19 protein-coding genes and 3 pseudogenes are annotated in these 25,714 nt (G+C 69.2%); 13 read left to right on the top strand and 9 right to left on the bottom strand.

Annotated elements, in window-relative coordinates:
- Positions 1 to 445 precede the first annotated feature (445 nt).
- From ACIQFZ_RS21850 to ACIQFZ_RS21840, 3 genes and pseudogenes are all read right to left on the bottom strand, one after another.
- Positions 446 to 618: pseudogene (locus ACIQFZ_RS21850) on the bottom strand (IS5/IS1182 family transposase); the annotation flags it as partial.
- A 47-nt stretch (positions 619 to 665) separates the two neighbouring features.
- Positions 666 to 950, bottom strand: coding sequence for a cupin domain-containing protein (locus tag ACIQFZ_RS21845; protein WP_383061316.1), 285 nt, complete (start codon positions 948 to 950; stop codon positions 666 to 668).
- A gap of 84 nt (positions 951 to 1,034) precedes the next feature.
- Complete coding sequence (locus tag ACIQFZ_RS21840) at positions 1,035 to 1,958, bottom strand: LysR family transcriptional regulator (protein WP_383061318.1); 924 nt, start codon at positions 1,956 to 1,958, stop codon at positions 1,035 to 1,037.
- A gap of 84 nt (positions 1,959 to 2,042) precedes the next feature.
- Between ACIQFZ_RS21840 and ACIQFZ_RS21835 the strand changes: the two genes are divergently transcribed.
- Complete coding sequence (locus ACIQFZ_RS21835) at positions 2,043 to 2,981, top strand: EamA family transporter (RefSeq protein WP_402691940.1); 939 nt, start codon at positions 2,043 to 2,045, stop codon at positions 2,979 to 2,981.
- A 13-nt stretch (positions 2,982 to 2,994) separates the two neighbouring features.
- Here the strand turns inward: ACIQFZ_RS21835 and ACIQFZ_RS21830 are convergent, their stop codons facing one another.
- Positions 2,995 to 4,242, bottom strand: a complete 1,248-nt coding sequence (locus tag ACIQFZ_RS21830) for an RNA-guided endonuclease InsQ/TnpB family protein (RefSeq protein WP_402691939.1) — start codon at positions 4,240 to 4,242, stop codon at positions 2,995 to 2,997.
- A 29-nt stretch (positions 4,243 to 4,271) separates the two neighbouring features.
- On the opposite strand from ACIQFZ_RS21830, the pseudogene tnpA reads away from it, so the two are divergent.
- Positions 4,272 to 4,704, top strand: a pseudogene (gene tnpA / locus ACIQFZ_RS21825) (IS200/IS605 family transposase).
- 460 nt (positions 4,705 to 5,164) lie between these two features.
- Here tnpA and ACIQFZ_RS21820 read toward each other — a convergent pair.
- Positions 5,165 to 7,123, bottom strand: coding sequence for a hypothetical protein (locus ACIQFZ_RS21820; protein WP_402691938.1), 1,959 nt, complete (start codon positions 7,121 to 7,123; stop codon positions 5,165 to 5,167).
- A 1,265-nt stretch (positions 7,124 to 8,388) separates the two neighbouring features.
- On the opposite strand from ACIQFZ_RS21820, the gene ACIQFZ_RS21815 reads away from it, so the two are divergent.
- A complete protein-coding gene (locus tag ACIQFZ_RS21815) occupies positions 8,389 to 9,120 on the top strand; it encodes an MgtC/SapB family protein (RefSeq protein ID WP_402691937.1) in 732 nt (243 codons plus the stop codon).
- A gap of 344 nt (positions 9,121 to 9,464) precedes the next feature.
- Here the strand turns inward: ACIQFZ_RS21815 and ACIQFZ_RS21810 are convergent, their stop codons facing one another.
- Positions 9,465 to 10,205: an IclR family transcriptional regulator gene (locus tag ACIQFZ_RS21810; RefSeq protein ID WP_402691936.1), complete on the bottom strand. Its 741-nt coding sequence runs from the start codon at positions 10,203 to 10,205 to the stop codon at positions 9,465 to 9,467.
- Between the two features lie 238 nt (positions 10,206 to 10,443).
- On the opposite strand from ACIQFZ_RS21810, the gene hisC reads away from it, so the two are divergent.
- From hisC to ACIQFZ_RS21765, 9 genes are all read left to right on the top strand, one after another.
- Entirely contained in the window at positions 10,444 to 11,475 is a 1,032-nt protein-coding gene (gene hisC / locus ACIQFZ_RS21805; protein WP_365425160.1) for a histidinol-phosphate transaminase, read from the top strand.
- A gap of 102 nt (positions 11,476 to 11,577) precedes the next feature.
- On the top strand, positions 11,578 to 13,047 hold the full coding sequence (locus ACIQFZ_RS21800) for a purine-cytosine permease family protein (protein ID WP_402691935.1): 1,470 nt from the start codon (positions 11,578 to 11,580) through the stop codon (positions 13,045 to 13,047).
- Between the two features lie 134 nt (positions 13,048 to 13,181).
- Complete coding sequence (locus ACIQFZ_RS21795) at positions 13,182 to 14,537, top strand: FAD-binding oxidoreductase (protein WP_402691934.1); 1,356 nt, start codon at positions 13,182 to 13,184, stop codon at positions 14,535 to 14,537.
- Positions 14,538 to 14,644: 107 nt separating this feature from the next.
- Positions 14,645 to 15,847, top strand: coding sequence for an alpha-hydroxy acid oxidase (locus ACIQFZ_RS21790; RefSeq protein ID WP_402691933.1), 1,203 nt, complete (start codon positions 14,645 to 14,647; stop codon positions 15,845 to 15,847).
- Positions 15,847 to 16,155 (top strand): DUF2255 family protein, encoded by a 309-nt coding sequence (locus ACIQFZ_RS21785; protein ID WP_365425154.1) that lies wholly within the window; start codon positions 15,847 to 15,849, stop codon positions 16,153 to 16,155. Before ACIQFZ_RS21790 ends, ACIQFZ_RS21785 begins: the two co-directional genes overlap by 1 nt.
- A 276-nt stretch (positions 16,156 to 16,431) precedes the next feature.
- Complete coding sequence (gene sigJ / locus ACIQFZ_RS21780; protein WP_402691932.1) at positions 16,432 to 17,322, top strand: RNA polymerase sigma factor SigJ; 891 nt, start codon at positions 16,432 to 16,434, stop codon at positions 17,320 to 17,322.
- A 74-nt stretch (positions 17,323 to 17,396) separates the two neighbouring features.
- Positions 17,397 to 18,320 (top strand): NADP-dependent oxidoreductase, encoded by a 924-nt coding sequence (locus ACIQFZ_RS21775; protein WP_365425150.1) that lies wholly within the window; start codon positions 17,397 to 17,399, stop codon positions 18,318 to 18,320.
- Between the two features lie 23 nt (positions 18,321 to 18,343).
- Positions 18,344 to 18,799 carry a cupin domain-containing protein gene (locus ACIQFZ_RS21770; RefSeq protein WP_402691962.1) on the top strand — a complete coding sequence of 152 codons (456 nt, stop codon included), beginning with the start codon at positions 18,344 to 18,346 and terminating at the stop codon, positions 18,797 to 18,799.
- A 169-nt stretch (positions 18,800 to 18,968) separates the two neighbouring features.
- A complete protein-coding gene (locus tag ACIQFZ_RS21765) occupies positions 18,969 to 19,427 on the top strand; it encodes a carboxymuconolactone decarboxylase family protein (protein ID WP_402691931.1) in 459 nt (152 codons plus the stop codon).
- Positions 19,428 to 19,547: 120 nt separating this feature from the next.
- On the opposite strand, the gene ltrA is transcribed toward ACIQFZ_RS21765, so the two are convergent.
- Entirely contained in the window at positions 19,548 to 20,810 is a 1,263-nt protein-coding gene (gene ltrA, locus ACIQFZ_RS21760; protein WP_376545533.1) for a group II intron reverse transcriptase/maturase, read from the bottom strand.
- Between the two features lie 1,234 nt (positions 20,811 to 22,044).
- Between ltrA and ACIQFZ_RS21755 the strand changes: the two genes are divergently transcribed.
- Positions 22,045 to 22,944: an NAD-dependent protein deacetylase gene (locus tag ACIQFZ_RS21755; protein ID WP_402691930.1), complete on the top strand. Its 900-nt coding sequence runs from the start codon at positions 22,045 to 22,047 to the stop codon at positions 22,942 to 22,944.
- A gap of 306 nt (positions 22,945 to 23,250) precedes the next feature.
- On the opposite strand, the gene ACIQFZ_RS21750 is transcribed toward ACIQFZ_RS21755, so the two are convergent.
- Together ACIQFZ_RS21750 and ACIQFZ_RS21745 are read right to left on the bottom strand one after the other, a co-directional pair.
- Positions 23,251 to 25,173 (bottom strand): ArnT family glycosyltransferase, encoded by a 1,923-nt coding sequence (locus tag ACIQFZ_RS21750; RefSeq protein ID WP_402691929.1) that lies wholly within the window; start codon positions 25,171 to 25,173, stop codon positions 23,251 to 23,253.
- A gap of 173 nt (positions 25,174 to 25,346) precedes the next feature.
- Positions 25,347 to 25,678: pseudogene (locus ACIQFZ_RS21745) on the bottom strand (sugar phosphate isomerase/epimerase and 4-hydroxyphenylpyruvate domain-containing protein); the annotation flags it as partial.
- Positions 25,679 to 25,714 lie beyond the last annotated feature (36 nt).

The raw sequence follows: 25,714 nt of genomic DNA, 5'->3' as shown, positions 1-25,714 counted from the left end.
CCGCGGCCTCGCGGCGTCCGCAGGTCCCGTCTGACACCGAGGCGCAGCCCGAGGCCGCCGCGGAAGCGACGGCAGACAGCCGGAAGCGAACGTCCCGGCAAACGTCCCCAGGGCGGTGGTGGCGGCGAGGAATCCGCTCAGCTCGCAGGAGTCCGTGGCACGCAGGACCAGTTGGCCGCATGAGGCGTTCGTGGTCTACGACCGGCCGTCCTGGCAGTGCCCGTTCGATCCGGCCGACGGCTTCCGGTACACCGCCGACGGAACTCCGGCGTGCGTGCATCCGCACAAGGTGGGGCTGGAGGCGGACCGGATCGCGCCCCCGCCGAAGCCCGTCGACGACTTGGCGCCGGACGTTACGCCGCGGGGGCGGAGAGGATGCCTTCCATCCTCGGCCGGTGACGCCGACGGCCGCGTGGACCTCATCGAGGACCTGGCAGCGGCGCTCGGCCTCAATCGCGCACCGCGACCAGTCCAGCTCCCCCGAGCCCCGAGTTCGTCGAGGATGACCCGGTAGAGCCTGGCCCAGACCCTCTCCCGGCTCCACTGGGCGAAGCGCCGGTGGACCGTGGGCCAGGCCGGCCCGAATACCGGCGTCAGTTGACGCCGGGTGCAGCCCGCGCGGGGCCGCCGGGCGCTCAACGGATTTCGTTGACTTCAGGTGCCGGTTACTTCAGCTCGATCTCGACGAAGGCCAGCGGGGCGGTGCCGGTGTTTACGACTTCGTGTTCGCCGCCCGCCGGGCGGGCGTAGGACTCGCCTGCCCGCAGTTGCGAGGAGGTGACGGTGCCGTCGGGGGTGATCACGTCGGTTCGCCCGTCGGTGACGGGTACGACGACGTAGTCGTACTCGTGCACGTGACGGCCGGTGCTCTCCTGGGGCTCGAAGTCCCAGCGGGTGACCCGTACCCGCTCGTCTTCGTGCTGCAAGGTGGCGCGGGCGGTGGTCGTCATGGCCTATCTCCTCATCGTCGGTTGCCGCACCTGCACTGCGAACCAGTGCGGCAACATCCCAGGTGGCAGGCTAGCCGCCGCGTGCTACGGCGGCGGGGCGGGGCTGTCCGTGGCTGTGGTCGCACTTCGCCGGGCGAGCAGATCGGTGACCAGAGTGAGCGGGGGCCAGGCAAGGCGGCCATGGCGTGCGACGGCGTAGGCCCGCAGTACCACCTGGGGCTCGGTGAGCGGCATCAGACGGACTCCGGAGAAGGTGGGGGTGCCGATCGGCATCAGCCCCGCGCCGAGCCCTGCGGTGATCATGCCCTGGACCAGGTCGAGGCTGTCCACCTGGTGCGTGATGCGGGGCGTGAATCCTGCCATCGAGGCCAGGGTGCGGATGACCGTCTCGTCGGCGGTGTTACGCGAGTTGACGATCCAGTCCTGCGCGCGGAAGCGGGCGAAGACCTCCAGGCTGTCCGCCGCGTCGGGCACATCGGCGCAGGCCGGGATGGCCAGGCCCCACGGAGCCGTCCACAGAGCGGTGGCGTGCACTGCGGGGTCGGGAGCCGCCGGGGCGAGGTTGTAGTCGTAGGTGAGCGCGAGATCCGTCTCGTCCGCGGCCAGCAGGGCCAGAGCCTCGACGGGCTCGTGCTCGCGGACCAGGACGTGCAGCCGCGGATGGCTGGTGGCCAGGTCGGTGACGAGGGGCAGCAGGTGGGAGCGGATGGCGGTGGCGAAGCCGGCCACCCGCAGGGTCCCGTTGGGCTCCGCGCCGGGGGCGAGGTCCAGGCGTGCGGTGTCGACGGCGGCGAGGATCGCCGTGGCGTGCTCGGCCAGGCGGCGGCCCGCCGGGGTGAGCCTGACCCGCCGCCCGTCCGGCTCGATCAGGGCGGTGCCCATCTCCCGCGCAAGGACGCTGAGCTGCTGCGAGACGGTCGAGGTGGTGGTGCCCACCGCGTCGGCGACCGCGCGCATCGACCCGAGCCGGGACAGTTCCACCAGTAGCCGCAGGCGCCGTGTCTCCATGGCCTTATTGTCCAGGATCATCTAACGGAACATCCATGATTGGCACGTGGACACGAACGATGCTCGGGGCCTTGACTGGAGGCCATGAGTCCGCTGAAGCCTTCACGCCGACCGCGCCCGAGCGGTGCCCAGACCGGGTTCCTCATGGCGGTCGCCTCCATGTCCACCGTCCAGCTCGGCTCGGCCCTGACAGTGCCCCTGTTCGGCCAGCTCAGCGCGCTGGGCACGGCGGGACTGCGCCTGGGGTGGGCCGGCGTGCTCCTGCTGATCCTCGTCCGGCCCCGGCGCCGCGACTTCACCCACCGGGATCTGCTGGCCTGCACCGTGCTCGGGGCCGCGACCGCGGGCATGATGCTCTTCTTCATGCTCGCCCTCGCCCACCTGCCGCTGGGCACCGCGAGTGCCCTGGAGTTCCTCGGCCCGCTGGCCGTCTCCCTGTACGGGCCCGGCCACGGACGCAGAGTGTGGACCGCGTCGGCCGCGATCGGCGTCGTGCTGCTGACCGAGCCCTGGCACGGCGGCCTCGACCCGCTCGGCGCGGGATACGCACTGACCGCCGCGGCCTGCTGGGCCGCCTACATCCTGCTGACCCAGCGCGTCGGCGACCGCGTCACCGGCCTGAAGGGACTGGCTGTCTCCATGCCCATCGCGGGCGTCCTCGGCATGCTCATCGCCGCACCCGCCGTCTCGGCCCACCTGACCTGGCCAGCCCTGTGGGCCATGCTCGCCCTGGCCGCCCTGAGCCCCGTGCTGCCCTTCGCCCTCGAATTCCTCGCCCTACGCCGCCTGACCACCTCCGCCTTCGGCACCCTCATGAGCCTGGAACCCGCCATCGCCATGCTCATCGGCCTCCTCGTGCTCGGCCAGAAACCCGGCCTGGCACCGGCAGTCGGCATCGCCTTCGTGGTCGTCGCCGGCATCGGCTCCACCCACACCGGCGCCCGCCCGACGGCGACACCGGCGAGCACCACGCTGCCCGGGGCACAGGCCTGTGCATCTGCATCCGGGAAGCGCCCTGATTGACGTGCTCCCTGGCCTAAAGTCCAGGGATTCCGGCCTGGGTTGTCTGACCCTTCCGGGGGCTTCCTGCTTCAACGTGCTGTGCCGGGACTTTCGTCCTGGTCTTACCGGCGCTCCACGAGGCGTTTAGCGTCTCCGCCCGTCCGGCGGCGACGATTCGGCGTCCTTCGAAGAGGACGTTGCGGGCTGCGTTGTGGTCGCGATCGTGCACCGTGCCGCACTCGCCGCACGCCCACTCCCGGACGTGCAGGGGCTTGGGGCCGTCCCGGAACCCGCAGGCCGAGCAGACCTGAGAGGACGGGAAGGCCCGGCCCACCTTGGCAAAGGTGCGGCCGTGCTTCACCGCCTTATACTCCAGCATACGGACGAACGCGGACCATCCCGCGTCGTGCACGGACTTAGCAAGCCGGGTACGGCCGAGACCGGACACCGCAAGGTCTTCCACATACACCGCTTGATTGTCGCGAATGATCTGCGTGGATGCCTTGTGGTGCCAGTCCCGGCGCCGGTCCGCGACCTTGGCATGCTGGCGTGCGACCTTGATGCGGGCCCTGGCCCGGTTCTTCGATCCCTTGGCCTTACGGGACAGGTCCCGCTGAAGGCGCTTGAGCTTCTTCTCCGCCCGGCGCAGGAAGCGGGGGCTGTCGATCTTCCGGCCGTCGGACAGGACCGCGAACGCGGACAGACCGAGGTCGATCCCGGCGTCGGTTTCCAGCTCGGGGAGGATGTCCGGCTCGGTGTCCACGACGAAGCTGAGGAAGTACCGGCCGGAGCTGTCCTTGGTGACGGTCAGGGACGTGGGTGCGGCCGGAAGCCGGCGGGACCACTTGACCTTGAGATGGCCGACCTTGGCCAGGTACACCGTGCCGTCGTCCTGGAGGGAGAAGGCGTTGGTGTTGAGGCGGATCGACTGCCGGGTGTCCTTCTTCGACTTGTAGCGGGGAGGGCCGACCTTGCGGCCCTGCCGCTTGCCCATGAGGCTGTCGAAGAAGTTCCTGTAGGCGGTGTCCAGGTCCCTCAGAGACTGCTGCAGGACGACCGCCGACACGTCGGCGAGCCAGGCACGCTCCTCGGTGCGCTTGGCCTGGGTGATGCGAAGCCGGGACAGCTCCGCTGATTTCACATACGGCAGTCCTGCCGCGTGCGCTTCCTTCCGGTCACGCAGGCAGTCGTTCCACACCACGCGGGCGCACCCGAACGCCCGGGCCAGCGCACGGCGCTGGGAGGCGTCCGGATAGGCCCGGTAGTTGTAGCGGAGCTGCACAACCCAAGACGCTACTCCGATTGGCCATCATGGATGGGCGGAACGACTACAGGCGTGGCAGGCACGTTGTTTCGGCTATGCATGTGTGACGAAGTACCGGCGCGGGGTGTTCAACAATGAGATGCTGACGCGCTGCGAAGAGATCATGCGCAAGGTGTGCGAGGACTTCGAAGCGGAGCTGAAGGAGTTCAACGACGAACGCGTTCACGTCCACCTGCTGATCAACTACCCGCCGAAGGTTTCCGTCTCCAAGCTGGTCAACAGCCTCAAAGGGGTCTCCGCTCGCCGGATACGGCTGGGGGTACCTCCCGGCCGAAGGCTGGGGGAGAGTTCACCGGCCGGATCAACCGCGCCATCATGCACGGACACCTGTGGCCACCCTCGTATTTCTCCGCATCATGCGGCGGAGCACCGTTGACAATCATCCGCCAGTACATCGAGCAGCAAAAACGCCCGCTCTAAGGTGCACGTCAGAGCAGCCCTGAGATGCGTTCATCCCCGGCGTGAACGCCGGGGCTTTCCGCAAGAGCCCCAGTAAACCCAGGCTCGGCACGCGCCGGCCGACCGACCGACCGGGCTGACAAGACAGTGGCGGGGCCTCTGGCCCAAGCTCCTGACTTGTTCAATCGAGCCCAGACGCACGGTCTGCAGCCGTAGCGTCCAGGGTGCCGGTCGGCACGGGCCCGCAGTGCTCCTTGCCGCCCCGCGCGGGCTGGCTCACTGATAGCGTGCCGCCGCCGGCCGGCCACGATCCCAGCAAGGTCCTCGAAGCGGCACGGCAGGCGCCCAACCTCGAACCGCACGGTCTTGCGCTCGCTAAGGGCATCTTTCATAGGTGAGTTGAAGGCCAGCCATCACCACCTCTGAGTCGACTGGGGCCCGGATCGGCAGACGCGGGCCGGTGGGACCGGCCCGCGTCGGGTCAGCGCACGGTGACGGGCTTTGTGGTGGCCGTGCCGTTGGTCCAGCCGTTGCGGTGGGCAGTGATCTTGACCGTGATCTTCTGGCCACGGTCGGCCTTCACCAGGACGTAGGTGGACTTGGTCGCGCCGCTGATGGACTTGCCGTTGCGCTTCCACTGGTATGTGTAGGAAGTGGCGGACGGCGACCAAGTGCCACGGGCAGCCGTCAGCTTGTAGCCGACCTTGACGGAACCGGAGATCGACGGCGCGGTGGTGGCCTTCAGGGCGGGGCCGACCGCGACCTTCAGCGCAGGTGAGGTGGAAGCAACGGAGCCCGCGCCGTTGCTGACCGTGACCCGGCAGGACACCTTGTGGGCGTAGTCGGCAGAGGTGAGGGCGCGGGTCTTGGCGGTGGCGCCGGAGATGACCACGCCGTCACGCAGCCAGGACCAGGTGGCCTTGGTGTTGGTGCCGTTCCAGGCGGCGGAGCAGGTGAGGGTGGAGCCGGTTCGAACCGTTCCGCTCATCGCCGCGTTGGTGGTGATCTGTGGCTTGGTCAGCAGGGTCTGCGACTGGGACCACACCTGGGAGTTGTAGCCGCCGCTGCCGGTGTACTCGGCCTTGCGCCACAGCACCGTGGCCCGGCCGTCCGGTCCGGCAGCCACCTCGCCGGCCAGGGCGTCGGTGTTGGGGACGGCGGCGACTGGGCTGCTGTTCAAAGCGGTGGCCTTGCTCCAGGTGCCGTCGGCGCGCACCGCCCACTCAAGGTAGTTGTCGTTGCCGTTGTCGATACTCGGCACCTGCGGCCACACCACCTGCACGGTTCCGTCGGCGCCGATGGAGGCGTCCACCTGCCAGTTGACGTAGCCGGTGGACAGTGTCTTCGGCGCGGACCAGGTACCGGTGCTCGCGGTGCGGGTGACGGTCTGCACAACAGGGGTACCGGCGGTGCGGCTCCAGCCCGTCCACACGTAGGTGACGTCACCGTTGGGTGCGGCCAGCGGTTCGCTGCCGTCGCTGAAGTTGATGGCGGAAACTGCGGTCTGCGCGGCCCCCCAGCTGCCCGAAGGAGCGGTTCGGGTGGCGGATTTGAGGTCGTCGGCACCGTTGCGCCACAGCACGGTGGTGGCATTCTTGGCGTCCATCGCCACCTGTACGTTGCTGGACGTGGCGTCGGTGCCGGGCAGCACGGAGGTGCCGCTCCAACTCGCCTGGGCCGAGGCGCGGGTGGCAGTGGAGACCGTGTGCTCGTCGGTGAAGCGGTTGAGTTCATCCCAGACCGCGGTGGCGGCGCCGCCGGGCGCCACCGCGAGGTCGAGGCTCCAGATGGATCCGGTGGCGGTGGAGCCCAGCGTCCGGGGTGCGGACCAAGCCCGGTCACCGGGGGCAAGGGTGGCGGTCCTCACGTCGTAGTTCCGGTACCCGTCGCCCTGGTCCCATACGGCGGTGAAGGTGCCGTCGGCCGCCGCGGCCAGGCGGGGCGCGGACATGTCCAGGCCGTCCCAGGCGGCGAGCGTGGCCGGGGCGGACCAGGCTGCCGTCGCCGGGTTCCAGCCGGCGGCCAGGGCGACCAGCGAGCCGTTCGCTCCACTGCCGTCCAGCCAGGTCACCACGGCCCGCCCGTCGGCGCTCACGGCAAGGACGGCCGCGGAGTTCTTGTCACGCCCGGTCGCCAGGGTGTGCGGCGCACTCCAGGTCGCGCTGCCGGCAGGCCGGACGGCGGTCTGGAAGTCCCAACCGGTGGCCCGGGCGGCCTTGTCCCGCCACAACGCGAACGCGGTGCCGTCACCGGCCACCTGGACATCGATGAGAGTCTGCTGGCCGTCCGCTCCGGTCAGGGCGACGGCGGTGCTCCATGGCCCCGCCGATGCGGGGTACCCGGCGGCGGCCGAGGGAAGGGTGGTGCCCAACGAGACCGCGGCCACGGTGGCGGCGAGCGCCACGGCGGCAGTCTTCGGTCTGCGTTTCTTCAGTGCCATTACGGCTCCTGTCTCAGGCGAGCGCGTCTTGCGCCCGGCATGCTCGCGCACATCGGAGCGAGGGGGCGCAGCACCGGCGGAAGGCAAAAGGCGTAGATGCCCTCATGCGGATCACGACGCCGCCGCTCCCGCGTCGTGGTCATGATGACAGGACGGAGTAACGGACCATGCTGCCGGGTGCCGGCCATCTTGTACGGACCGAGCTGCGCGCTCCGCTCAGCGCACCACCGCCGTGGTGACCGGTCCGGCGAACCCGCCACGGGAGCGCCCGGCGACCAGACCCACGTCGACTTCGCTGCCCTCGGGGACATCGGCGTTCCCCCTTCTCATGGTCGCTGGTGTGGTCGGGGTCGTTGGCTGGTCTGGCTCGTAAGTGCGGCGCCTGGCATGAGTGCGCCGCACCGTATGGGAGGGGTGGGACGGGCGATGACGGACGTGGACGCGGGCGGCGGTGACCGGCTGGCACTGGCAGTGCTGACCCAGTACCGGATGGCGACCACCGAGCAGATTCATCCTCAACCCCAAGGTGCGGATCGAGCAGACCCGGCGCCGGCTGGCCAAGCTGCGCGCTGAGGGTCTGGTCGACCAGGCTGCGGCCCTGGGCGGTCACGGCCGAGCCGAGGCCGTCCGGCAGCCCCTGCGCCCTGCCTTAGGCCGGACGGACAAGGGTGTGGTTTCCCACCCAGTACGGCGTGCAGGTCACCTGCGAGTGGCTGGAGTTGCGGGAACGGCGGCCGTCGAAGACGGTGTCGGTTCGGACCACTGTGCGGCTGCGGGTCGGGCACGCGCTGACGGTGACCGAGACCTGTATGCGGCCGCGGCAACCGTCGAGGGAGGGCCGCTCGTGAGGACAGCGGACAGCGGGCCGTCGGTCGAACGGAAGTGATCAGTGACTGCTGGTGAGGCAGTCGGAACTGGATGGATCGATGTCCACGGGTGCCTCCGTTCGGTCAAGTCGTTCCGGTCGTGGAGAGAATGCACGGGCCCGTCGCGCACGGCGCGACAGGCCGGTGCCGACAGGCAGTGTGCCCATTGTTGCGTCGATACGCAAATAGAGGCAGAGTAGGTCGGGCACCAGGACCGAGGAGGAGGTGAGCGACATGGATCGCAGCGGCAGTAGTAGTAGCCCGAGCCGGCCCGGACATCCCCGCATCCCCGTGTCCCCCTACTCCTCGGGCATCCGGTAGCCCCCCGGCACGCTCCGGCGGCTGCCGCGCCCTCGACCTGTCCCGCCACTCCTCTCGCGGCGGGCGAGGGAGGTCCCCATGGCGAACCTGACCACTGTCGACTTCGCGCTCCGTCTCGCGGCCGGCGTCGGCTGCGGCGCCCTGATCGGCGTCGAGCGCCAGTGGCGCGCCCGCATGGCCGGGCTGCGCACCAACGCCCTCGTGGCCGTCGGCGCCACGCTCTTCGTCCTGTACAGCGAGGTTGTCGGCGACCCCGGCAGCCCCACCCGGGTCGCCTCCTACGTCGTCTCCGGCATCGGCTTCCTCGGCGGCGGCGTCATCCTGCGCGAGGGCGGCGGCGTGCGCGGTCTCAACACCGCGGCCACGCTGTGGTGTTCGGCGGCGGTCGGTGTCCTGGCCGCCTCCGGCCGGTTCGACCTGTGCCTCCTCGGCACGGCCGTCGTGATCGCCGTACATCTGCTGCTGCGCCCGGCGGGACGGCTGATCGACCGCGTACCGCAACGCGACCCCGACAACGAGGGCGTGCGCGCCACCGTCCACCTGGTGTGCGACCGCGCCGACGAGACCCACGTCCGCGCCCTGCTGTCCCAGGCCCTGAGCACCGACGAACTCGCCCCCACCGGGCTGCGGGTGCGCCGCGACGGCGAGGACACCGCCCGCCTCCAGGCCACCGTCTCCCTCGACGGCGACCCCGCCCGCGGCCTGGAGCAGCTCATCGCCCGCCTGTCCCTGGAACCGGGCGTCCGCGACCTGCACTGGCACCTCGACGCCCCGTCCCTCGACACGGAACGGGAGACGGCACCGGCATGAGCGACCACGACAAGGTCCACGGTCGTCGCGGCCGGTACCGGGGCTATCGGGCCCGCCGTGATGTCCTACCGCTTCGCCGCCATCCGGATCGGCCGCGCCTGAGCGCGGCGGCATCCCTCGTCATCTCCGCCGCGCCCATTCCCACGGGCACGGAGATCCCCGATGTTCACTTCCCACCAGGAGCTCGATGCGCTCCTGACCGGCTTCGTCGGCACGGTCCGCGGCATCCTCCACGACGCCTTCGTCGGCGCCCACCTGCAAGGCTTTTTCGCACTGGACGCCGGGGACCTGCACAGCGAATACGCGTGGCAGGGGGTCACGCGCGGTAGGCCATGGGGGCGTTGTCAGGCCGGGGCTCCGCCGAGTAGCGCGGAGGTCCGGCCGGCGGCGTCGCGGACCTGCGTGACGAGGGTGTCGAAGTCCACTGCAGTGTCGCGCAGGTAGCTCACACCGACGGCGCCTTGGCAGCCTGCCGGGTTGAAGACCGGTGCTGCGACGCAGGTGACTCCTGGTGTGATCTGTCCGTTGTCGGCGGCGAAGCCGCGTTGGCGGATCTGGGCCAGCTCCGCGGTGAGTCGCTGGAGCGGATTCGCGATGGCGGTGTCGTTCGGCGCGGTCAGTTCGATGTGTTCGGGCAGGCGTTCTTCGGCCAGCCAGGCGAGGCAGGCCTTGCCGACGGCGGTCAGGTGGGACGGAAGGCGCGCGCCGACAGAGCTTGCCAGCCGGATCCCGAGGCCGGGTGGGTCTTGCTTGCACAGGTAGACGGCGTCGGTGCGATCGAGGATCGCGTAGTGCGAGGTCACCCCGAGCGCGCGGGTGAGCCGGCTCAGCTCCGGGGCCACGATGCCGGTGACGCCGACGCGGCGCAGGTGGGCGGAGCCGACCTCGAATGCCTTCATGCCGATGGTGTACGTGGCCGGCTTAGGCAGCGACACGAAGGACTCGTTCACCATGTCGCGCAGGATGCCGAAGGCCGTGCTCTTGGGTATGTCGAGCTTCTCGGTGATCTCGGTCAGCGTCATCGCCTCGTCTGCGTGGGCCAGTAGGTCGAGGATGCGCATGGCGCGGACGACGGATGTACTCACGTTCCTCCTCCGGGTCTGTTCGCATATAGAAACACCGTTCCTCATTGACTATCAATGGGCCCGCCGCACTCGACAACCGACCATTGACACTCCGGTTGAGTCGCTCCTATGGTGCCTCCGTCCGTATAAGCGTTTCAGTTTCGTATATACGAACATGAGCTTTCCGCTCCCGACATACGGGCGAGCACGTCGGCCCCGTGGGCGGACGACTGGCATCGATCCTGGGAGGGTCTCCTCAATGATCAAGCCTCGGCCGTGGCTGAGTTGTATCCAGCCCTATCGGCCCGGTGCGCATGCGAGCAGCGAGGACGGCTCGCTCGCGTCCAACGAGTCGCCGCTGGGCGCGAGCCCGCGGGTGGCCCAGGCGGTGGCCGAGGCCGCTGCCGGGGCCCACCATTACCCGGACCCGTTGGCGGGTGAGCTGCGCGACGAGCTGGCCCGGCTGCACCAGGTCGCTCCCGAGCAGATCCTCGTGGGCAACGGCTCCGACGAACTGATCTTCCTGCTGGCGTGGGCCTATCTTGCCCACGGCGGTCGCGCGGTCTGCGCGGATCCGGCCTACCGCATGGACGAGATCAGCAGTCAGGTGGTCGGTGCCCATCTGACGAAGGTTCCGCTGCGCGCCTGGGCCCACGACCTGGACGCGATGGCAGAGGTGGACGCCGACATCGCCTACGTGGTCAACCCGCACAACCCGACCGGCACCGCGCTGCCGCTGGTGGCGCTGGAACGGTTCGCCACCGAGAGTCGTGCCCGCCTGGTCGTGGTGGACGAGGCGTACATCGACTTCACGGACAACCCGAGCACCACGACCGCGATGCCTCTCGCCCGCGAGGGCAGGGTGGCGGTCCTGCGTACCTTCTCCAAGATCCACGGGCTCGCCGGTCTGCGAGTTGGCTACCTCGTGGCGGACAGCGCCATAGTGGAGACGCTCCGCAAGATCCGGGCCCCCTTCTCAGTCGGTGTGCTGGCACAAGCCGCCGGCCTCGCCGCCCTGCGGGATGCCGGGCACCACCAGGCCGTTCGCCGGCACACCCTCACCCACCGAGATGCGCTGACCAGCCTCGTCACCCGCGCCGGCTACCAGGTCGTCCCCTCCCAGGCCAACTTCGTCCTGGTAGAAGCCCGGGACGAAACAGAACTGATCGACAGGCTCGCCAGGCACGGCGTGGCCGTCCGCCCCGGAAGCGCCCTCGGCGTGCCCGGAACCGTACGCATCAGTGTCCCGACGACCAGGGGGCTCGAACTCGTGGAGCGAGCTCTCGCCTGACGCCGCCCGCCCCCGACCGAACTGGTCCGTCAGGCCTGGCCGCAGCACCTCGCACACCTCTGACCCCGCCCAGCCCCATACCGTCGCCGTAGGAGGCGCACCATGGCACAACTGGATCCGCCCGTCAGACCCACTGGGCTCGTCGAACGCCGCACCATCGACGTAGTGCCCGAATCCGAGCGCCACGGCAGACCCTTCAACCAGTTCACGCTGTGGTTCGGCGCGAACATGCAGATCACCGCCGTCGTCAACGGCGCGCTCGCGGTCGCCTTCGGCGCCGACCCTCTATGGGGGATCATCGGCCTGCTGATTGGCAACCTGCTCGGCGGCATCGTCATGGCACTGCACTCCGCCCAGGGTCCGCGCCTCGGCCTGCCGCAGATGATCTCCAGCCGCGCGCAGTTCGGCGTCCTGGGCGCAGTCCTCCCGCTCGTGATGGTCATCGTGATGTACCTCGGCTTCGCCGCCACCGGCACCGTGCTGGCCGGCCAGGCTGTCAACGAGATCGTGCACACCAGTGCCCGCCCGGTGGGCATCATCGTCTTCGGCGCCCTGACCGCGCTGGTCGCGGTACTGGGATACCGCTACATCCACGCCCTCGGGCGGGTCACGACCGTTCTCGGCGGCATCGGCTTCGCCTACCTGGCCTTCCGGCTCGTAACCACCACGGACCACCTCAGCTCCCTGCTCGGGGCCAAGCCCTTCGACGCCGCGACCTTCCTGCTCGCGATCTCTCTCGGCGCCGGATGGCAGTTGACCTACGGCCCCTACGTCGCGGACTACTCCCGCTACCTGCCCAGGACAACCTCCCCACGCACCACCTTCCACTGCACCCTGTGGGGCAGCGTGCTCGGCTCGCAGTGGTCCGGGTCCTTCGGCGCACTCCTCGCCGCCCTGCCGGCCGCTGGTGGGCAGGGCTTCCTCGACAGCCAGATCGGCTTCTTGGGACACCTGGGCGGCAGCGGTGTGGTCGCGCTGCTGATTTACCTGGTCATCGTCGTGGGCAAACTGACCGTCAACACTCTCAACGCCTACGGCGGGTTCATGTCGATCCTGACCACCGTCTCCGCCATCACCAGCGAACGGCGGATCTCCTCGCGCATGCGCACCCTTTACATCACCAGCTTCCTCGCGCTGTCCGTTCTCGTCGCCCTGCTGGCCAGCCACGACTTCCTCAGCAACTTCAAGAACTTCGTCCTCACCCTGCTGATGGTCTTCACCCCTTGGAGCGCCATCAACCTGGTGGACTACTACCTCGTGGCCAAGGAACGCGTCGACATTCCCGCCCTGTATGACCCCGACGGCCGCTACGGCCGTTGGAACCTCGTCGCGCTCGGCTGCTACGCCGCCGGGATCGTCACCCAGATCCCCTTCCTCGCCCAGACCCTCTACACCGGCCCTATGACGAAGATGCTCGGCGGTGCCGACGTCTCCTGGATCGTCGGACTGGTCGTCACCGCCGCCCTGTACTACCCCCTGAGCCGCAGTCGCTCCCGGGCACCGAAACAGATGATCTACCCGGAGGGCTTCCTGTCCGACACCGCCCCTGCCGGCGCCACAACACCGAGCTGATCACAGCCGGCGCAACCTGCGGTCGTACCTGCCGCCGGAGCGCCGGCTGCCCAACTCTGGCCCCGCCGGCATCCCCCGGATCGGCGGGGTCGGACCATTCCGAAAGCCGACGAAAGCGACGAACGGACGCCCCCGTGGACCCCATCCAAGAACTCGCCGGCCTCCTCACTGCCGGCCGTCTGATCACCGACCCGGACATCGTCGACGGCTACCGCCGCGACGAGGCCCACACGGTCGTGGCCGGTCAACCCCTCGCCGTCCTGCTGGCCACCAGCACCGAGGAAGTGTCAACGGCCATGCGCTGGGCGCACGCCCACGGCGTACCCGTGGTGCCCCGCGGCGCGGGAACCGGCCTGGCCGGCGGGGCAACCGCCATCGACGGCTGCCTCGTGCTCTGCCTGTCCCGGATGACGGCCATCCGCGAGGTCAACGCCGAAGACCAGTACATCGTCGTCGAGCCCGGCGTCATCACCGCCGACTTGGACCGCGCCGCTCGGGCGGTGAACCTGATGTACGGGCCTGACCCGTCCAGTTGGGGGACCTCCACGATCGGCGGCAACCTCGCCACCAACGCGGGCGGTCTGCGCTGCGTGAAGCACGGAGTCACCCGCGACTGGGCCCTCGGGCTCGAAGTGGTCCTCGCCGACGGCCGCGTGATCCGCACCGGCGGCCACACCGTCAAAGGCGTCACCGGATACGACCTGACCAGCCTGTTCGTTGGCTCGGAAGGAACGCTCGGAATCATCGCCGGCGCCACCCTCCGACTACGCCCGCGCCCAGCCCAGGAGCCCATCACCATCGTGGGAAGCTTCCCCTCTCTGCGCAGCGCAGGCGAGGCAGTCGCCGGTGTCGTCCGCTCGGGCATCACTCCAGGTCTGATGGAACTGATGGACCGGGCCACCTTGCGCTCCATCGACGACTGGAAGCACGTCGGCCTCGACACCGATACCGCCGCCATGCTCCTCGCCCAGGCCGACGACGAACAGGCCGCAGCCCTGATCGGCAACGTCTTCGAGGAGGCGAGCGCCGACTTCGTCGCCACCTCGACTGACGCTCTCGAAGCCGCCCAACTCCTAGAGATTCGCAGGCTCGCCTACCCGGCCGCCGAGCGCCTCGGACGGTGCCTGGTCGAGGACGTCGGCGTCCCGCGATCCCGCATCCCCGACATGATCGAGCGGATCGAGCAGATCGCCGCCGAGCACGAAGTCACCGTCCTGACGGTCGCTCACGCAGGCGACGGCAACCTCCACCCGACCTTTGTTTTTGAATCGAGTACCGGCGAAGTCCCACACAACGTCTGGGCGGCAGCCGACGCCGTCTTCCGCTCGGCATTGTCGATGGGCGGCACCCTCACCGGTGAACACGGCGTCGGCGCGCTGAAGCGACGGTGGCTCGAACTGGAAATCGGGGCCGAGGCCATGAGCGTGCACCAGGCCATCAAGAAGGCGCTCGACCCCACCGGCATCCTCAACCCCGCCAAGGCGATCTGAGGCACGGACACGCAAAGACACCCACACCTTGAATTCGAGACAGCTGTCTTGTCTGCAAGACTCGGAACTGTGAAGGGCGAGGCGAACCGCCGATGAAAATCAATGAAGTGCGCGCGCTCATCCAGCTCAAGCCCGTCGAACTCAACCGGCGCCGCCGGCACCTGGCGGCTGCACACACCACGGAGGACTTCCGGCTGCTGGCGCGCCGCGCTCTGCCTCGTTCCGTCTTCGACTACATCGACGGCGGCGCTGACGAGGAGACGAGCCTGCGTGCCAACGTGGATGCCTTCCGCCACTGGCGGTTCGCGCCACGCTCGCTGACCGACGTCTCCGCACCTGACCTCAACACGAAGATCCTTGGCCAAGCCGTCTCAGCACCGCTGGGTCTGGCGCCGACCGGTTACACCCGCATGATTTCCGCACTCGGAGAGCCTGCGGTGATGTCCGCGGCCGCTGCCGCGGGCCTTCCCTACGTACTGTCCACCATGGCCACGACGTCGTTGGAGGACATCGCGGCAGCAGCGCCCAGTGCGGAGCGCTGGTTCCAGCTGTATGTGTGGAAGGACCGCACACTGACCGACCAACTGGTGCAACGGGCCGCACAGTCCGGCTACTCGACTCTGGAGATCGCGGTGGACACCGCTGTTTCCGGCTTCCGTGTACGCGATGTGCGCAACGGGCTCACGATCCCGCCGGCGCTCACCCTGTCCAGCCTCGTGGACATCGGTATGCGTCCGCGCTATTGGACCAGCATGCTGCGCCATCCGGCGCTGCAGTTCGCCAACGTGAGCTCCGATGACGCGGACGACCCGGCCGGCTACACCATCGAGAACATCACCAGCCAGTTCGATCCGGCAGTCACCTGGGACGACGTGGCGCGTATTCGCGGCCAGTGGCCGGGCAAGATGGTCATCAAGGGGCCGATCAGGGCGCGGGACGCGGTGCGAGCCCGCGAACTCGGGCTGGACGGCGTACACCTGTCCAACCACGGCGGACGCCAGCTCGACCGCTGCATCGCCCCGATCGACCTGGTGTCCCCTGTCCGCTCGGCGGTGGGCGAGGACTTCTCCATCCTGGTCGACTCGGGTGTCCGGCACGGCGCGGACATCGCTACCGCGCTGGCCCTGGGGGCTGATGCCTGCTTCATCGGGCGCCCCTACCTGTGGGCCCTGGCGGCTGGCGGACAGCAGGGAGTCAGCCGCCTCCTGCAGGTCCTTACCGGCCAACTGCGCCGCACTATGCAATTGCTTGGCGTGACCTCGGTCGACCAACTGCGCCGCGAAGGGCCCTCTCTGATCATGCGAGACTGATGCGACGTGACGCCGGACCGGGCAACAAGCGGCCTACCAGCGCATGCCAAGCGCATCCAGGTCGGCCCGCCGCTGCGGAGCCGGCTTCGCAGCGCGCCTTCGGCTGCCGGGCCCAACTCAGCCACCGCGGGCACATCCTCATCGACGGCATCGAACAAGACGTCACACTCGACACCGCGGCCCCCGAACAGGCCGACGAGATGGACACCGCCTACCGAGCCAAGTACCACCAGTACCCCAACGAGATCATCGGCCTGGTGACCAGTCCCGAGGCCCGCGCGTCAACACTGATGCTCGGACCGCGCTGAACCACGGCCCCCCACGGCCTGGACGGGTCCCAGGCGCAGAACTCCGCAGATGTCGCCTGCCAGGCGATGCCGCCCGCGACCAGGTAATAACGCCGGGTACCAGTCTCCACGGACGAGGTACAGGGGGACGTCCCGTGCTTGATCTCGGTGGGCAGGTCCTCGCACGGACCGAGGCCGGCTTTGGGCCTGGCCCGGGTGTCTGCCACGGAGCTGCTGGCAGAGATCACGAATCCGGATGGCTAGTCTGGATCCGCACTTGAGGGAGGATGCGTCTGCATGGGTAACGGGCACGCGCCCAGGACGCCGGAGTGGGAGGACACCCTCGGCGTCGAGTGGGAGATGCATCGGCCCGCGGTCTTCGGTGTGGCCTACCGGCTGCTGGGGACTGTGGCCGATGCCGAGGACGTGACCCAGGACGTGTGGCTGCGGGCGGCCGGAACGGATCTGCGAGAGGTCGAGAATCTGCGGGCCTGGCTGGTCACGGTGGCCGCGCGCCGGTCGTACGACGTCCTCAAGAGTGCCCGCTTTCGCCGCGAGACCTACATCGGGCCATGGCTGCCGGAACCGCTGCTGACGGGGTCGGACGCGTCGGAGCCGGTTCTCGTTGACGAGTCCGTCAGCTCGGCGATGCTCCTGATCATGGAGGAGCTGAGCCCGCCGGAGCGGGTGGCCTTCGTCCTGCACGATGTCTTTGGTCTTGAGTTCGGCCGGGTCGCCGAAGTGCTGGGCGTCTCCGTGCCGAGTGCCCGGCAGCTTGCCTCGCGGGCGCGACGGCGTGTGGCCAAGGTGAAGCAGTCCACGCCGCAGGCGCCGAAGGCGGAGCGCGAACGCGTGCTGGCGATCTTCCGCGCCGCCTACGAGGCCGGCGACCTGGAGGGCCTGGTCAAGCTCCTGCACCCGGATGCCGTCTACGTCACCGACGGCGGCGGTAGGGTCGCCGCGGCGCGCAAGCTCATCCACGGTGGTGAGCGCGTCGCCGAGGTCATGGTGCGCGTGGGTCGCCAGCGGCGCCCGGACCGAATCGACTTCGTCGAGGTCGGCGGTGAGCTCGCCCTGAGGTTCCACCGGGAAGGCCGCGTCTACTCCGTCGATACGGTGCAGATCACGGACGGTCTGATCACCGCCTACCGCAGGGTCATCAATCCGGACAAACTTTCTCACGTCTGAGCTGTCACACCCGGAGGGGTTACCTCGTCTCCCTGATGAGATCGCCGACCGGGAGAGACGAGTAAGGACCTGTCATGCAAGCCATCACTGTACGAGACCGTGACGCCGGTATCGCCGGGCTGTCCCTGACGGACGACATGCCCTATCCCCACGCGGCCGAGAACGACGTCATCGTGCGAGTGCACGCCGCGGGCTTCACCGCCGGAGAGCTGGAGTGGCCCGGCACGTGGACCGACCGCGCAGGCCGTGACCGGACGCCGAGCGTGCCCGGGCACGAGCTGTCGGGAGTCGTCGTCGAGCTGGGATACGGCACCACCGGCCTGAGTGTCGGCCAGCGAGTGTTCGGCCTGACCGACTGGACCCGCAACGGCACACTCGCCGAGTACGCCGCGGTGGAGGCCCGCAACCTCGCTCCGCTGCCGGCGGACATCGACCACACCACAGCCGCCGCAGTACCGATCTCCGGGCTGACCGCATGGCAGGGCCTGTTCGACCACGGCCGCCTCACCACAGGACAGACCGTCCTGATCCACGGCGCCGCGGGCGGCGTCGGCTCGATCGCGGTGCAGCTCGCCCACGAGGTCGGTGCCCGAGTCATCGGCACCGGCCGGGCCCACGACCGGGACAGGGCGCTCGCGCTCGGCGTGGACACCTTTCTCGACCTGGAGAGCGAGAAGCTGGAGCAGGCCGGCGACGTCGACGTCGTGTTCGACGTGATCGGCGGAGACATCCTCGACCGCTCGGCCCGTCTGGTGCGCGCCGGCGGCACCCTCGTCACCATCGCCATGCCGCCCAAGGTCCAGCCCCAGGACGGGAGGGCCGTCTTCTTCGTCGTCGAACCCGACCGCGCTCGGCTCACCGACCTCGCCACGCGGCTGAGGGACGGACGGCTCAAGCCGACCGTCGGCGCCGTACGGCCGCTCGCCGAGGCACCCGCCGCGTTCGTCCCCGACAAGCGCACCCCCGGCAAGACGATCATCCGAGTCACCGAAGACTGAACAGGAGACCCATCGTGATCGGAATGCGGATCGCCGGTGGCCTCCTGGCGGTCGCCACGCTGGCCGCGGCCACGGCCTGCACCACCTCGGCCCAGAGCGCCCACGCCACGGCACCGGCCGCTGCCGTGGCATCGAAGCACCCCTCCGAAACCCTGACAACCCAGTTCCACCAGGCCCTTCCGAACGTGAAGGGCAAGACATTCACCTCGGCGGTCGTCGACTTCCCGCCCAGCGCACGCGCAGTGCCGCACCGCCACGGCGAAGCGTTCGTCTACGCCTACGTCCTCAAAGGCACCGTACGCAGCAAGCTCGACGGCGAGCCCGTGCGCACGTACCGCCAAGGCGAGAACTGGGTCGAACAGCCGGGCGCCCATCACGTCCTCACGGAAAACACCAGCCGAACGGAACGGGCCCAGCTCCTGGTCGTCTTCGTCTCCAATACGGGAGACCCCCTCAAGGCCGACGACCCCCAACGCTAGGGCCGCGACAGGCAACGTTCACCCGTCGCGGCACTGGACACCGGCCCCGCAGCGGGCGGCAACGATCCCGCACGAAAACTCACCGACCCTGCCGGAGCACAAACCACCGGCCACTGATTCGCGCCTGAGGCGAACCCACGGCGCAGACCACACGAGAATCGAAGGAACCATGACGAACACGCAGCGCGTCAACGTCGGAAAGCAGCATCCGGCCGCCTACAAAGCCCTCATCGCCCTGTCGGCAGAGGTGGAAGAAGCCGCCGCCGCGGCGGGCCTTGACCCACTCCTGGTCGAGCTGTTGAAGATCCGCACCTCCCAGATCAACGGCTGTGCGTTCTGCCTGCGCATGCACACCCGCGACGCCCTCAAGAAGGGAGAAACCACCGACCGGATCACCGTGCTACCAGGGTGGGCAGAGACCGGCTACTTCTCCGAGACCGACCGCGCTGCCCTCCGCCTGACCGAGGCGATCACACGCGTGCCGGACGGGCACGTGAGCGACAAGGACTACAGCGCCGCCGCAGCCGTACTCACCGCAGACCAGGTCTCGGCGGTCGCCTGGCTGGCAACGGTGATGAACGCCTTCAACCGCGTCGCGATCACCAGCCGGTACCCCGTCGGCGGCTGAGCCTCCACGCCCGAGCCCGACCTTGGGCCCTCCCGCCGAGTAGCCGGGAGGAGTCTCACCTCCCGGCCCTCACAGATCCGTACGTGACGGTCGCCCGTCATACGGCTCTTGTCGTTCTGGTCACCAGACCCGGGGGACGTGGGTGGTCCAGGCCCAGTGGGCGAAGAACCTGGGCCGTCGTGCGACGGCTTGGTTCCATGCGTCCTGGGCTTTCTTGCGTCCCCGCAGCCGTTTGAACTTCTTGCGCATCCACCGCATCAGGTAGGCGTTGATACGTTCCAGGAGGGGAAACAGAGCCGACTTGTAGAAGGCTCCGTAGTAGTTGACCCAACCCCGCACGATCGGGTTGATCTTGCGTGCGAGGTCCGCCTCGGTCAGGCTGGTGCGATGGTGCAGCCGCCAGGACCGCACCTCGGTACTGATCCTGCTCAGGGCCTCCCGGCTGATCGCCGGGATGAACGACAGGAACATCCCGCCGTCTTTCCTGCTCGCGGAGCGCCTGCGGAAGGTGTACCCCAGGAACGTGAACTCGGCATGCCCGTACGAGCCGCGCCGGTTGTCGTCCTGGCAGTACACGATCCTGGTCTTCTCCGGGTGCAGTTCCAGGCCCACCTCGGCCATCCGCTTCCTGATCGCGGCCAGTACGTACCGTGCTTGCCGCTCGCTGACGCAGTGCACCACTGCGTCGTCTACGTAACGCTCGAACGTGACGGCCGGAAAGGTCCGGGCCATCCAGGCGTCGAACGCGTAGTGGAGGAAGAGGTTGGCGAGGACGGGCGAAACCGCTGAGCCCTGGGGGGTTCCGCGGTCCCGCTCGCGCAGTGTCCCGTCGGGTAGTTGCAGCGGGGCTTGCAGCCACCGCTTCACATACAGCACCACCCAGGACTGGGACCGGTCAGCGTGGGCGGCGACCGCCTTGAGGACCCGATCCCAGGGAACGCTGTCGAAGAAGGCGCGGATGTCCAGGTCGATGACCCAGTCCGCCTTCCAGCAGCGTTCCCGGCACCGACCCACAGCGTCGATCGCGGACCGCCCGGGACGATAGCCGTAGGAGTCGGGGTGGAAGACCGGCTCGGCCTTCCCCTCCAGCACTCCCGCCACTACCGTCTGGGCGATCCGATCCCCCACCGTGGGCACGCCCAGGATCCGGACGCCCCCTTTCTTGGGGATCTCCACCGCACGCACCGGCGGCGGAAAATAGGTGCCCGAGGAGAGCCGGTTCCAGATCTTGTATAAATTGTTCTTCAGATCCTTCTCGAACTCGCCCAGCGACACCGCGTCCACGCCAGGTGCGCCCTTATTCGCCTTCACCTTCTCGTACGCCTCCCAGACAGACCACTTCGAAATATCGAACGGCTTGCCCGGTGCTTTCAACTCGTCCACACGACTCCTCCCAGGAATTTCCTGGTTGATCGAACGAACACAGTCACGAACGATCTGGCCCCTTCGCTCCACCCCCATTACAAGGGTTTCACCACTACTACGAGCCGGTCCGCCGGCGTGCTTGGCAACGGTACTCAGTCCCTCACGGCTTCGGGCCGCCCGGGAGGCTCCCTCTCTCCCCGCTGGCCAGCGGAGACGTATCCAGGCCCGCCTTCTCCTGTTCCACACGAAGGCCGCAGACCGGGCTCGCGTCGCCTGCATGCCGGACACCGCCTGGCCAATAAACGGGCACCCGCCAGACTCATCCCGGGGTCGCCTTGACACCCCGGTTTTGATGTCAACTCTACGTTTCGACACGTCCGCAGCGATTCGCTTGCGCTCGCCTTCCCGATCCCCACCTGACGCCTCAACGGACGCCTTTTCCTCATCGTTCACCACGGCAGTCTTCAGCTAGCGCAGCATGAGGTGGTTTAAATCCTCCCCCCGCAGGGCGAATTTGAAGGGCCATACCTTCATCCTTCGTGCAGCATCGCTACAAGAAGAGTTCCTACATACTTCTTCCTTTCGCGTTCAGGACACAACAAGGCCGAGCAGTTCACGATCTCCGTGTCATTGCAAGGGAGTTGGAGACCAAGGTATGGCGGTACAGAGGGCGGGGCCGATCTTATGGATGAGTCCGCTCTCGGCCCATCCGGAGAGTTGAAGCCCGCCGCCGCTACCGCGACTACGCCCGGCGCATGCACGAGATCGATGTCCACTCCGTCCCCTTCCCCATGGCGTGACGGCCCGGGCGGGAAGCCGCGGGCCGTCACGCCGTGGGCCGAGATGCTGCGCGTCAGGTCCATCTCCCGACTCGGTATCGACGCCCGCGTCGGCACGGCATCGGCGCCGCGACCACTGTCAGGGCCACCGTTTCCGCCCAGATGACCGGCCCCGGAGGCGTCCGAGACGTCCGTGCGGTACGGCAAGCCGGGCGGCATCGCCTACCGTCGGACCCCGCCTGGGCAAGCAGCGAGCGCAATTACGCAGGGCAGGACGCGCAGCACAAGCAGCAGGGGTGTGGAGCCGCCGAGCCGGCCCACGCCCCCACCGGCCAAGCACCGCAGAAGGCACCCCAGCCCGAACCGGAGAGCACCGCTCCCCCGACCGCCGATCGTGCAGGGCAACATCCGAGCCAACGACGCCATCGACGGCAGAAGCAGGTACTGGCAGCCTGTTCCGTACCCTGACGGGTATGCGCATGCGCCCCACTGTGAGCTGGACCCCTGCCGAGGACCTACCGCCGGGCACCACCGATCTGGAGCCGGTCGCCGATGCGCTGAGCACCGGCGGTGTGCTGGTGCTCAGCGGGGCGGGCCTCTCCACGGAGTCGGGCATCCCCGACTACCGCGGCGAGGGCGGCAGCCTGAGCCGGCACACCCCGATGACCTACCAGGACTTCACCGCCAGCGCCCAAGCCCGGCGCCGGTACTGGGCGCGCAGCCACCTCGGATGGCGTACCTTCGGTCGCGCCCACCCCAACACCGGACACCGGGCCGTGGCCGCGTTCGGGCGGCACGGCCTGCTCTCGGGTGTGATCACCCAGAACGTCGACCGCCTGCACCAGGCCGCCGGCACTGGGGGCGTCGTGGAACTCCACGGCGGCCTGGACCGGGTCGTCTGCCTTTCCTGCGGCGCCTTCAGCCCGCGCCGCGAAATCGCCCGGCGGCTGGAGCAGGCCAACGCGGGCTTCGAGCCGGTGGCCGCCGGAATCAACCCGGACGGTGACGCCGACCTCACCGACGAACAGGTCGGGGATTTCCGCGTGGTGCCCTGCACGATCTGCGGCGGCATCCTCAAACCGGACGTGGTGTTCTTCGGCGAAGCCGTTCCGCCGCAGCGGGTCGAGCACTGCCGCAACCTGGTCCGTGAAGCGGCCTCCCTGCTGGTCCTGGGATCCTCACTGACGGTGATGTCCGGGCTCAGGTTCGTCCGCCAGGCAGCCCAGGCCGGGAAGCCGATATTGATCATCAACCGGGACCCGACCCGGGGCGACCGGCACGCCCTCACCCGCATCGCGCTCCCCCTGGGAACAGCCCTCACCACCGTCGCCGACCGACTGGACATCCCCATCGACAACCAGACGACAGCCTGAGTGAGACGGTGACGGTGGTAGGACGTCACCGGGGTTCACCGCGCGAGCCCTGCGAGCCGCAGCGCCAAGCCCGCCCGCGATCACGGAGCCCGATCCGTGGAACATCCGCAACGGCGACGTGCTCTGCTCCCCGCGCCCGCGAGGATGGCCCTTGCCCGATGACCGGGCCGAGGATCTTCGTGATCTGCTCCCCGCACCCACGGGGATGGTCACTCCGGGGCGTCCACCTCCGGGATGGATTGAAGCACGGCCGTCCGGTGATCGCGGAGTGGAACAGGCGGCCCAGACTCCTGGTGCTGGCCCAGGTCACTCGTCGTGGTCCGGGCCACAGCGGTACACGACCGGCCCCCGGTCCCCGGAGCCGTACTCCGCCGCCGGGACGACCGCGCAGTGAGCCGCCGTCCACCGGACGAGTCCGTCCACGGGCGCACTCCCCCGGTGGCTCGCCGCGACACTGCCGGAGTTCCGCAGCACGACATAGCGGAGCCGGCCGGAGTCGATGAGCTGGTGGAAGCGGGCCGGCATCGGATACGGGACCCGGCCGGTGAATCCGCCCATGGGCAGGATGGGAACGTTGTCCGAGATGATGTATGGGGCGGCCTCCGACCAGCCCGGGATCGCCGCGAGGTACTCGGCACCGCCGCGGTGGGCCAGCAGGTAGGCCAGCAGGCGCCCGCGGGTCCGGCCGAGGCGCACCAGCGGGTTGCCAGGGCGCACGCTGGTGGGGCCGACACGGCCCATGGACCCCGGTACGTTGTAGCGCGGGGAGAGCGCGGAGGCCGACCACACGGCCGGGACGAGGAGGACGGCTGCCAGGCAGGCGGCCAGGCCGGCGGTGACGACGCGCGGCCGACGGGTGCCGACCAGGCCCAGGCCCACCAGGCAGAGCACCGTGGCCGTCGGCGCCGTCCAGGGGAAGAAGCCCGGGTACCGCAGCGTCAGGATCACGCACCAGGCGACATTCGCGGCGATCACGGCGGCCGGCACCCAGGCTCGTCTGCGCCCGGCCTGGCAGGCCCTCACGCCCTGGACGGCCCCGGCACCGGCGAGCGCGGCGAGCGCCACCGCCACGACGCCCATGTAGTACGTGTGCCCGGTCACGCTGCCGAAGCTGAACACCAGGAAGAACGTGGCCAGCCACACCCCCCACAGCAGGTGGCCCGCGAGCACGCGGTCCGTGCGGGGCGCGCGCCGCCGCCACAGGGTCACCGCACCGCCCACGAGGCCGAGCGCGGCCAGCGGGTACAGCCAACCGGTCTGTGTGGCGAGACCCGGGCCGAACATCTTCCAGACGCTGTCGCCCATGCCGGGCCCCGCCCGTCCAGCCGCGTGGACCGCGGGGCCGGTGACGATGCTGCCGGTGCCGGCCGCATCGACGCCGACCGTGTGGAAGCGGGTCAGGAAGTTGTAGCCGACGACCAGGCCGATCGCCGAGTTGTCGGTCGTGCCATCGAGGTAGGGGCGGGCCGAGGCCGGAGTGAGGGTGGCCGCCGCCATCCAGGACACCGACACCAGCAGGGTCACCGCGCCGGCCGACGCCACGTGCGCGAGCCGACGGCGCAGGGTCGTGGGCGCGGCGACGCAATAGGTGACGGCGAGCGCGGGCAGCACTGCCCAGGCCTCCAGCATCTTGCACTGGAAGGCGACGCCCACCCAGACGCCCGCAAGCAGCAGGGCGCGCAGCCGGGCCCGCTCGGTTGCGCGCTGGGTGGCCTCGGCGGCGAGGAGCAGCATCAGGACGAACGGCGCGTCCTCCACTATGGAACGCCCAAGGCCGACGGTCACGGGCGTGAGGGTCAGGAAGAGGGCGGCCGTCAGCCCAGCCGGAACCCCCGCCCAGCGGCGCACCAGCAGATGCAGCAGGACGACGCAGGCCACCATCTCCAGTGCCTGCGGCAGCACCAGGGCCCACGGGTGGAATCCGAGGACGAGTGCCGAGAGCGCCTGCGGCCACAGGAAGCCGGGCAGTTTGTCGAGCGTGATCGAGTTGCCCGGGTCGAAGGAGCCGTAGAAGAAGGCGACCGGGTTGTCCGTCATGCTGCGCACGGCACTCGCGTAGAAGCCGTGGTAGACGCTGCGGTCGACGCCCCACAGGGACAGCATCGCGGCGAGCGCCGCGATGACCATCAGCGCCGGGCGCTCGTACGGGTACGGGCGCGGGGAGCGGGGCACGGCCGCAAGCGGCGGCCCGTAGGCCGGCGCGACCGACCGGCTGGTCGGGCTGAGCATGGGCGGCCCTTTCTGGTTGCCGGGGATCTTCCTGCCCGGGACGCGGGCTGCGGTCCGGATCGCGGCGATTGTCCGTCGGCCGACCTGAGCGGAAGCTGAACGGATCGTGAACGAAAGGGGAGTCTCACCGGCCTCTCACCGTGCTTTGACCGGAGCGGCCGTCTGCGCGCCGGGCGCTGGGTGTGCTGAGCCGCCAGCCGCACAGTGGCGTCGGCGGCGCCGTAGCCGCCGTAGTCCGGGTCCCGCCGGACCAGCTCGAAGAAGGCCCGGCTCACGGTCTCGGTGTAGCAGTGTCGGAAGGCGCCACCGGCGTCGCGGTCGTAGAGGATGCCGAGGTCGCGGTAGGTCTCCAGCTCGCCGTCGGCCAGTTCGTACCGTGCCGTCAGGTCGTCGTAGTAGTTCGCCGGCATCGGTAGGATGCCGGCGCCCGCGGCGCGGAAGCGGCGGGCGGCGGGCGGCGGGCGGCGGCCACGTCGTCGGCGGACAGGGCGATGTGCTGGGTGTGAACCAGGCGTGGTCGTGGGTGTCGACGTGCCAGCCC

The organism is Streptomyces sp. NPDC093064, assembly GCF_044754605.1.
Classification (GTDB): Bacteria; Actinomycetota; Actinomycetes; order Streptomycetales; family Streptomycetaceae; genus Streptomyces.
This window is presented reverse-complemented; position numbering and strand designations above follow the sequence as displayed.

Bases quoted from the DNA above. Each gene is read 5' to 3' on its own strand.
- ACIQFZ_RS21750 (WP_402691929.1), bottom strand. From the start codon at position 25,173: ATGCTCAGCCCGACCAGCCGGTCGGTCGCGCCGGCCTACGGGCCGCCG.
- ACIQFZ_RS21840 (WP_383061318.1), bottom strand. From the start codon at position 1,958: ATGGAGACACGGCGCCTGCGGCTACTGGTGGAACTGTCCCGGCTCGGG.
- ACIQFZ_RS21800 (WP_402691935.1), top strand. From the start codon at position 11,578: ATGGCACAACTGGATCCGCCCGTCAGACCCACTGGGCTCGTCGAACGC.
- sigJ (WP_402691932.1), top strand. From the start codon at position 16,432: ATGGGTAACGGGCACGCGCCCAGGACGCCGGAGTGGGAGGACACCCTC.
- ACIQFZ_RS21835 (WP_402691940.1), top strand. From the start codon at position 2,043: ATGAGTCCGCTGAAGCCTTCACGCCGACCGCGCCCGAGCGGTGCCCAG.
- hisC (WP_365425160.1), top strand. From the start codon at position 10,444: ATGATCAAGCCTCGGCCGTGGCTGAGTTGTATCCAGCCCTATCGGCCC.
- ACIQFZ_RS21845 (WP_383061316.1), bottom strand. From the start codon at position 950: ATGACGACCACCGCCCGCGCCACCTTGCAGCACGAAGACGAGCGGGTA.
- ACIQFZ_RS21775 (WP_365425150.1), top strand. From the start codon at position 17,397: ATGCAAGCCATCACTGTACGAGACCGTGACGCCGGTATCGCCGGGCTG.
- ACIQFZ_RS21815 (WP_402691937.1), top strand. From the start codon at position 8,389: ATGGCGAACCTGACCACTGTCGACTTCGCGCTCCGTCTCGCGGCCGGC.
- ACIQFZ_RS21770 (WP_402691962.1), top strand. From the start codon at position 18,344: ATGCGGATCGCCGGTGGCCTCCTGGCGGTCGCCACGCTGGCCGCGGCC.
- ACIQFZ_RS21755 (WP_402691930.1), top strand. From the start codon at position 22,045: ATGCGCATGCGCCCCACTGTGAGCTGGACCCCTGCCGAGGACCTACCG.
- ACIQFZ_RS21785 (WP_365425154.1), top strand. From the start codon at position 15,847: ATGCGACGTGACGCCGGACCGGGCAACAAGCGGCCTACCAGCGCATGC.
- ACIQFZ_RS21820 (WP_402691938.1), bottom strand. From the start codon at position 7,123: ATGGCACTGAAGAAACGCAGACCGAAGACTGCCGCCGTGGCGCTCGCC.
- ACIQFZ_RS21765 (WP_402691931.1), top strand. From the start codon at position 18,969: ATGACGAACACGCAGCGCGTCAACGTCGGAAAGCAGCATCCGGCCGCC.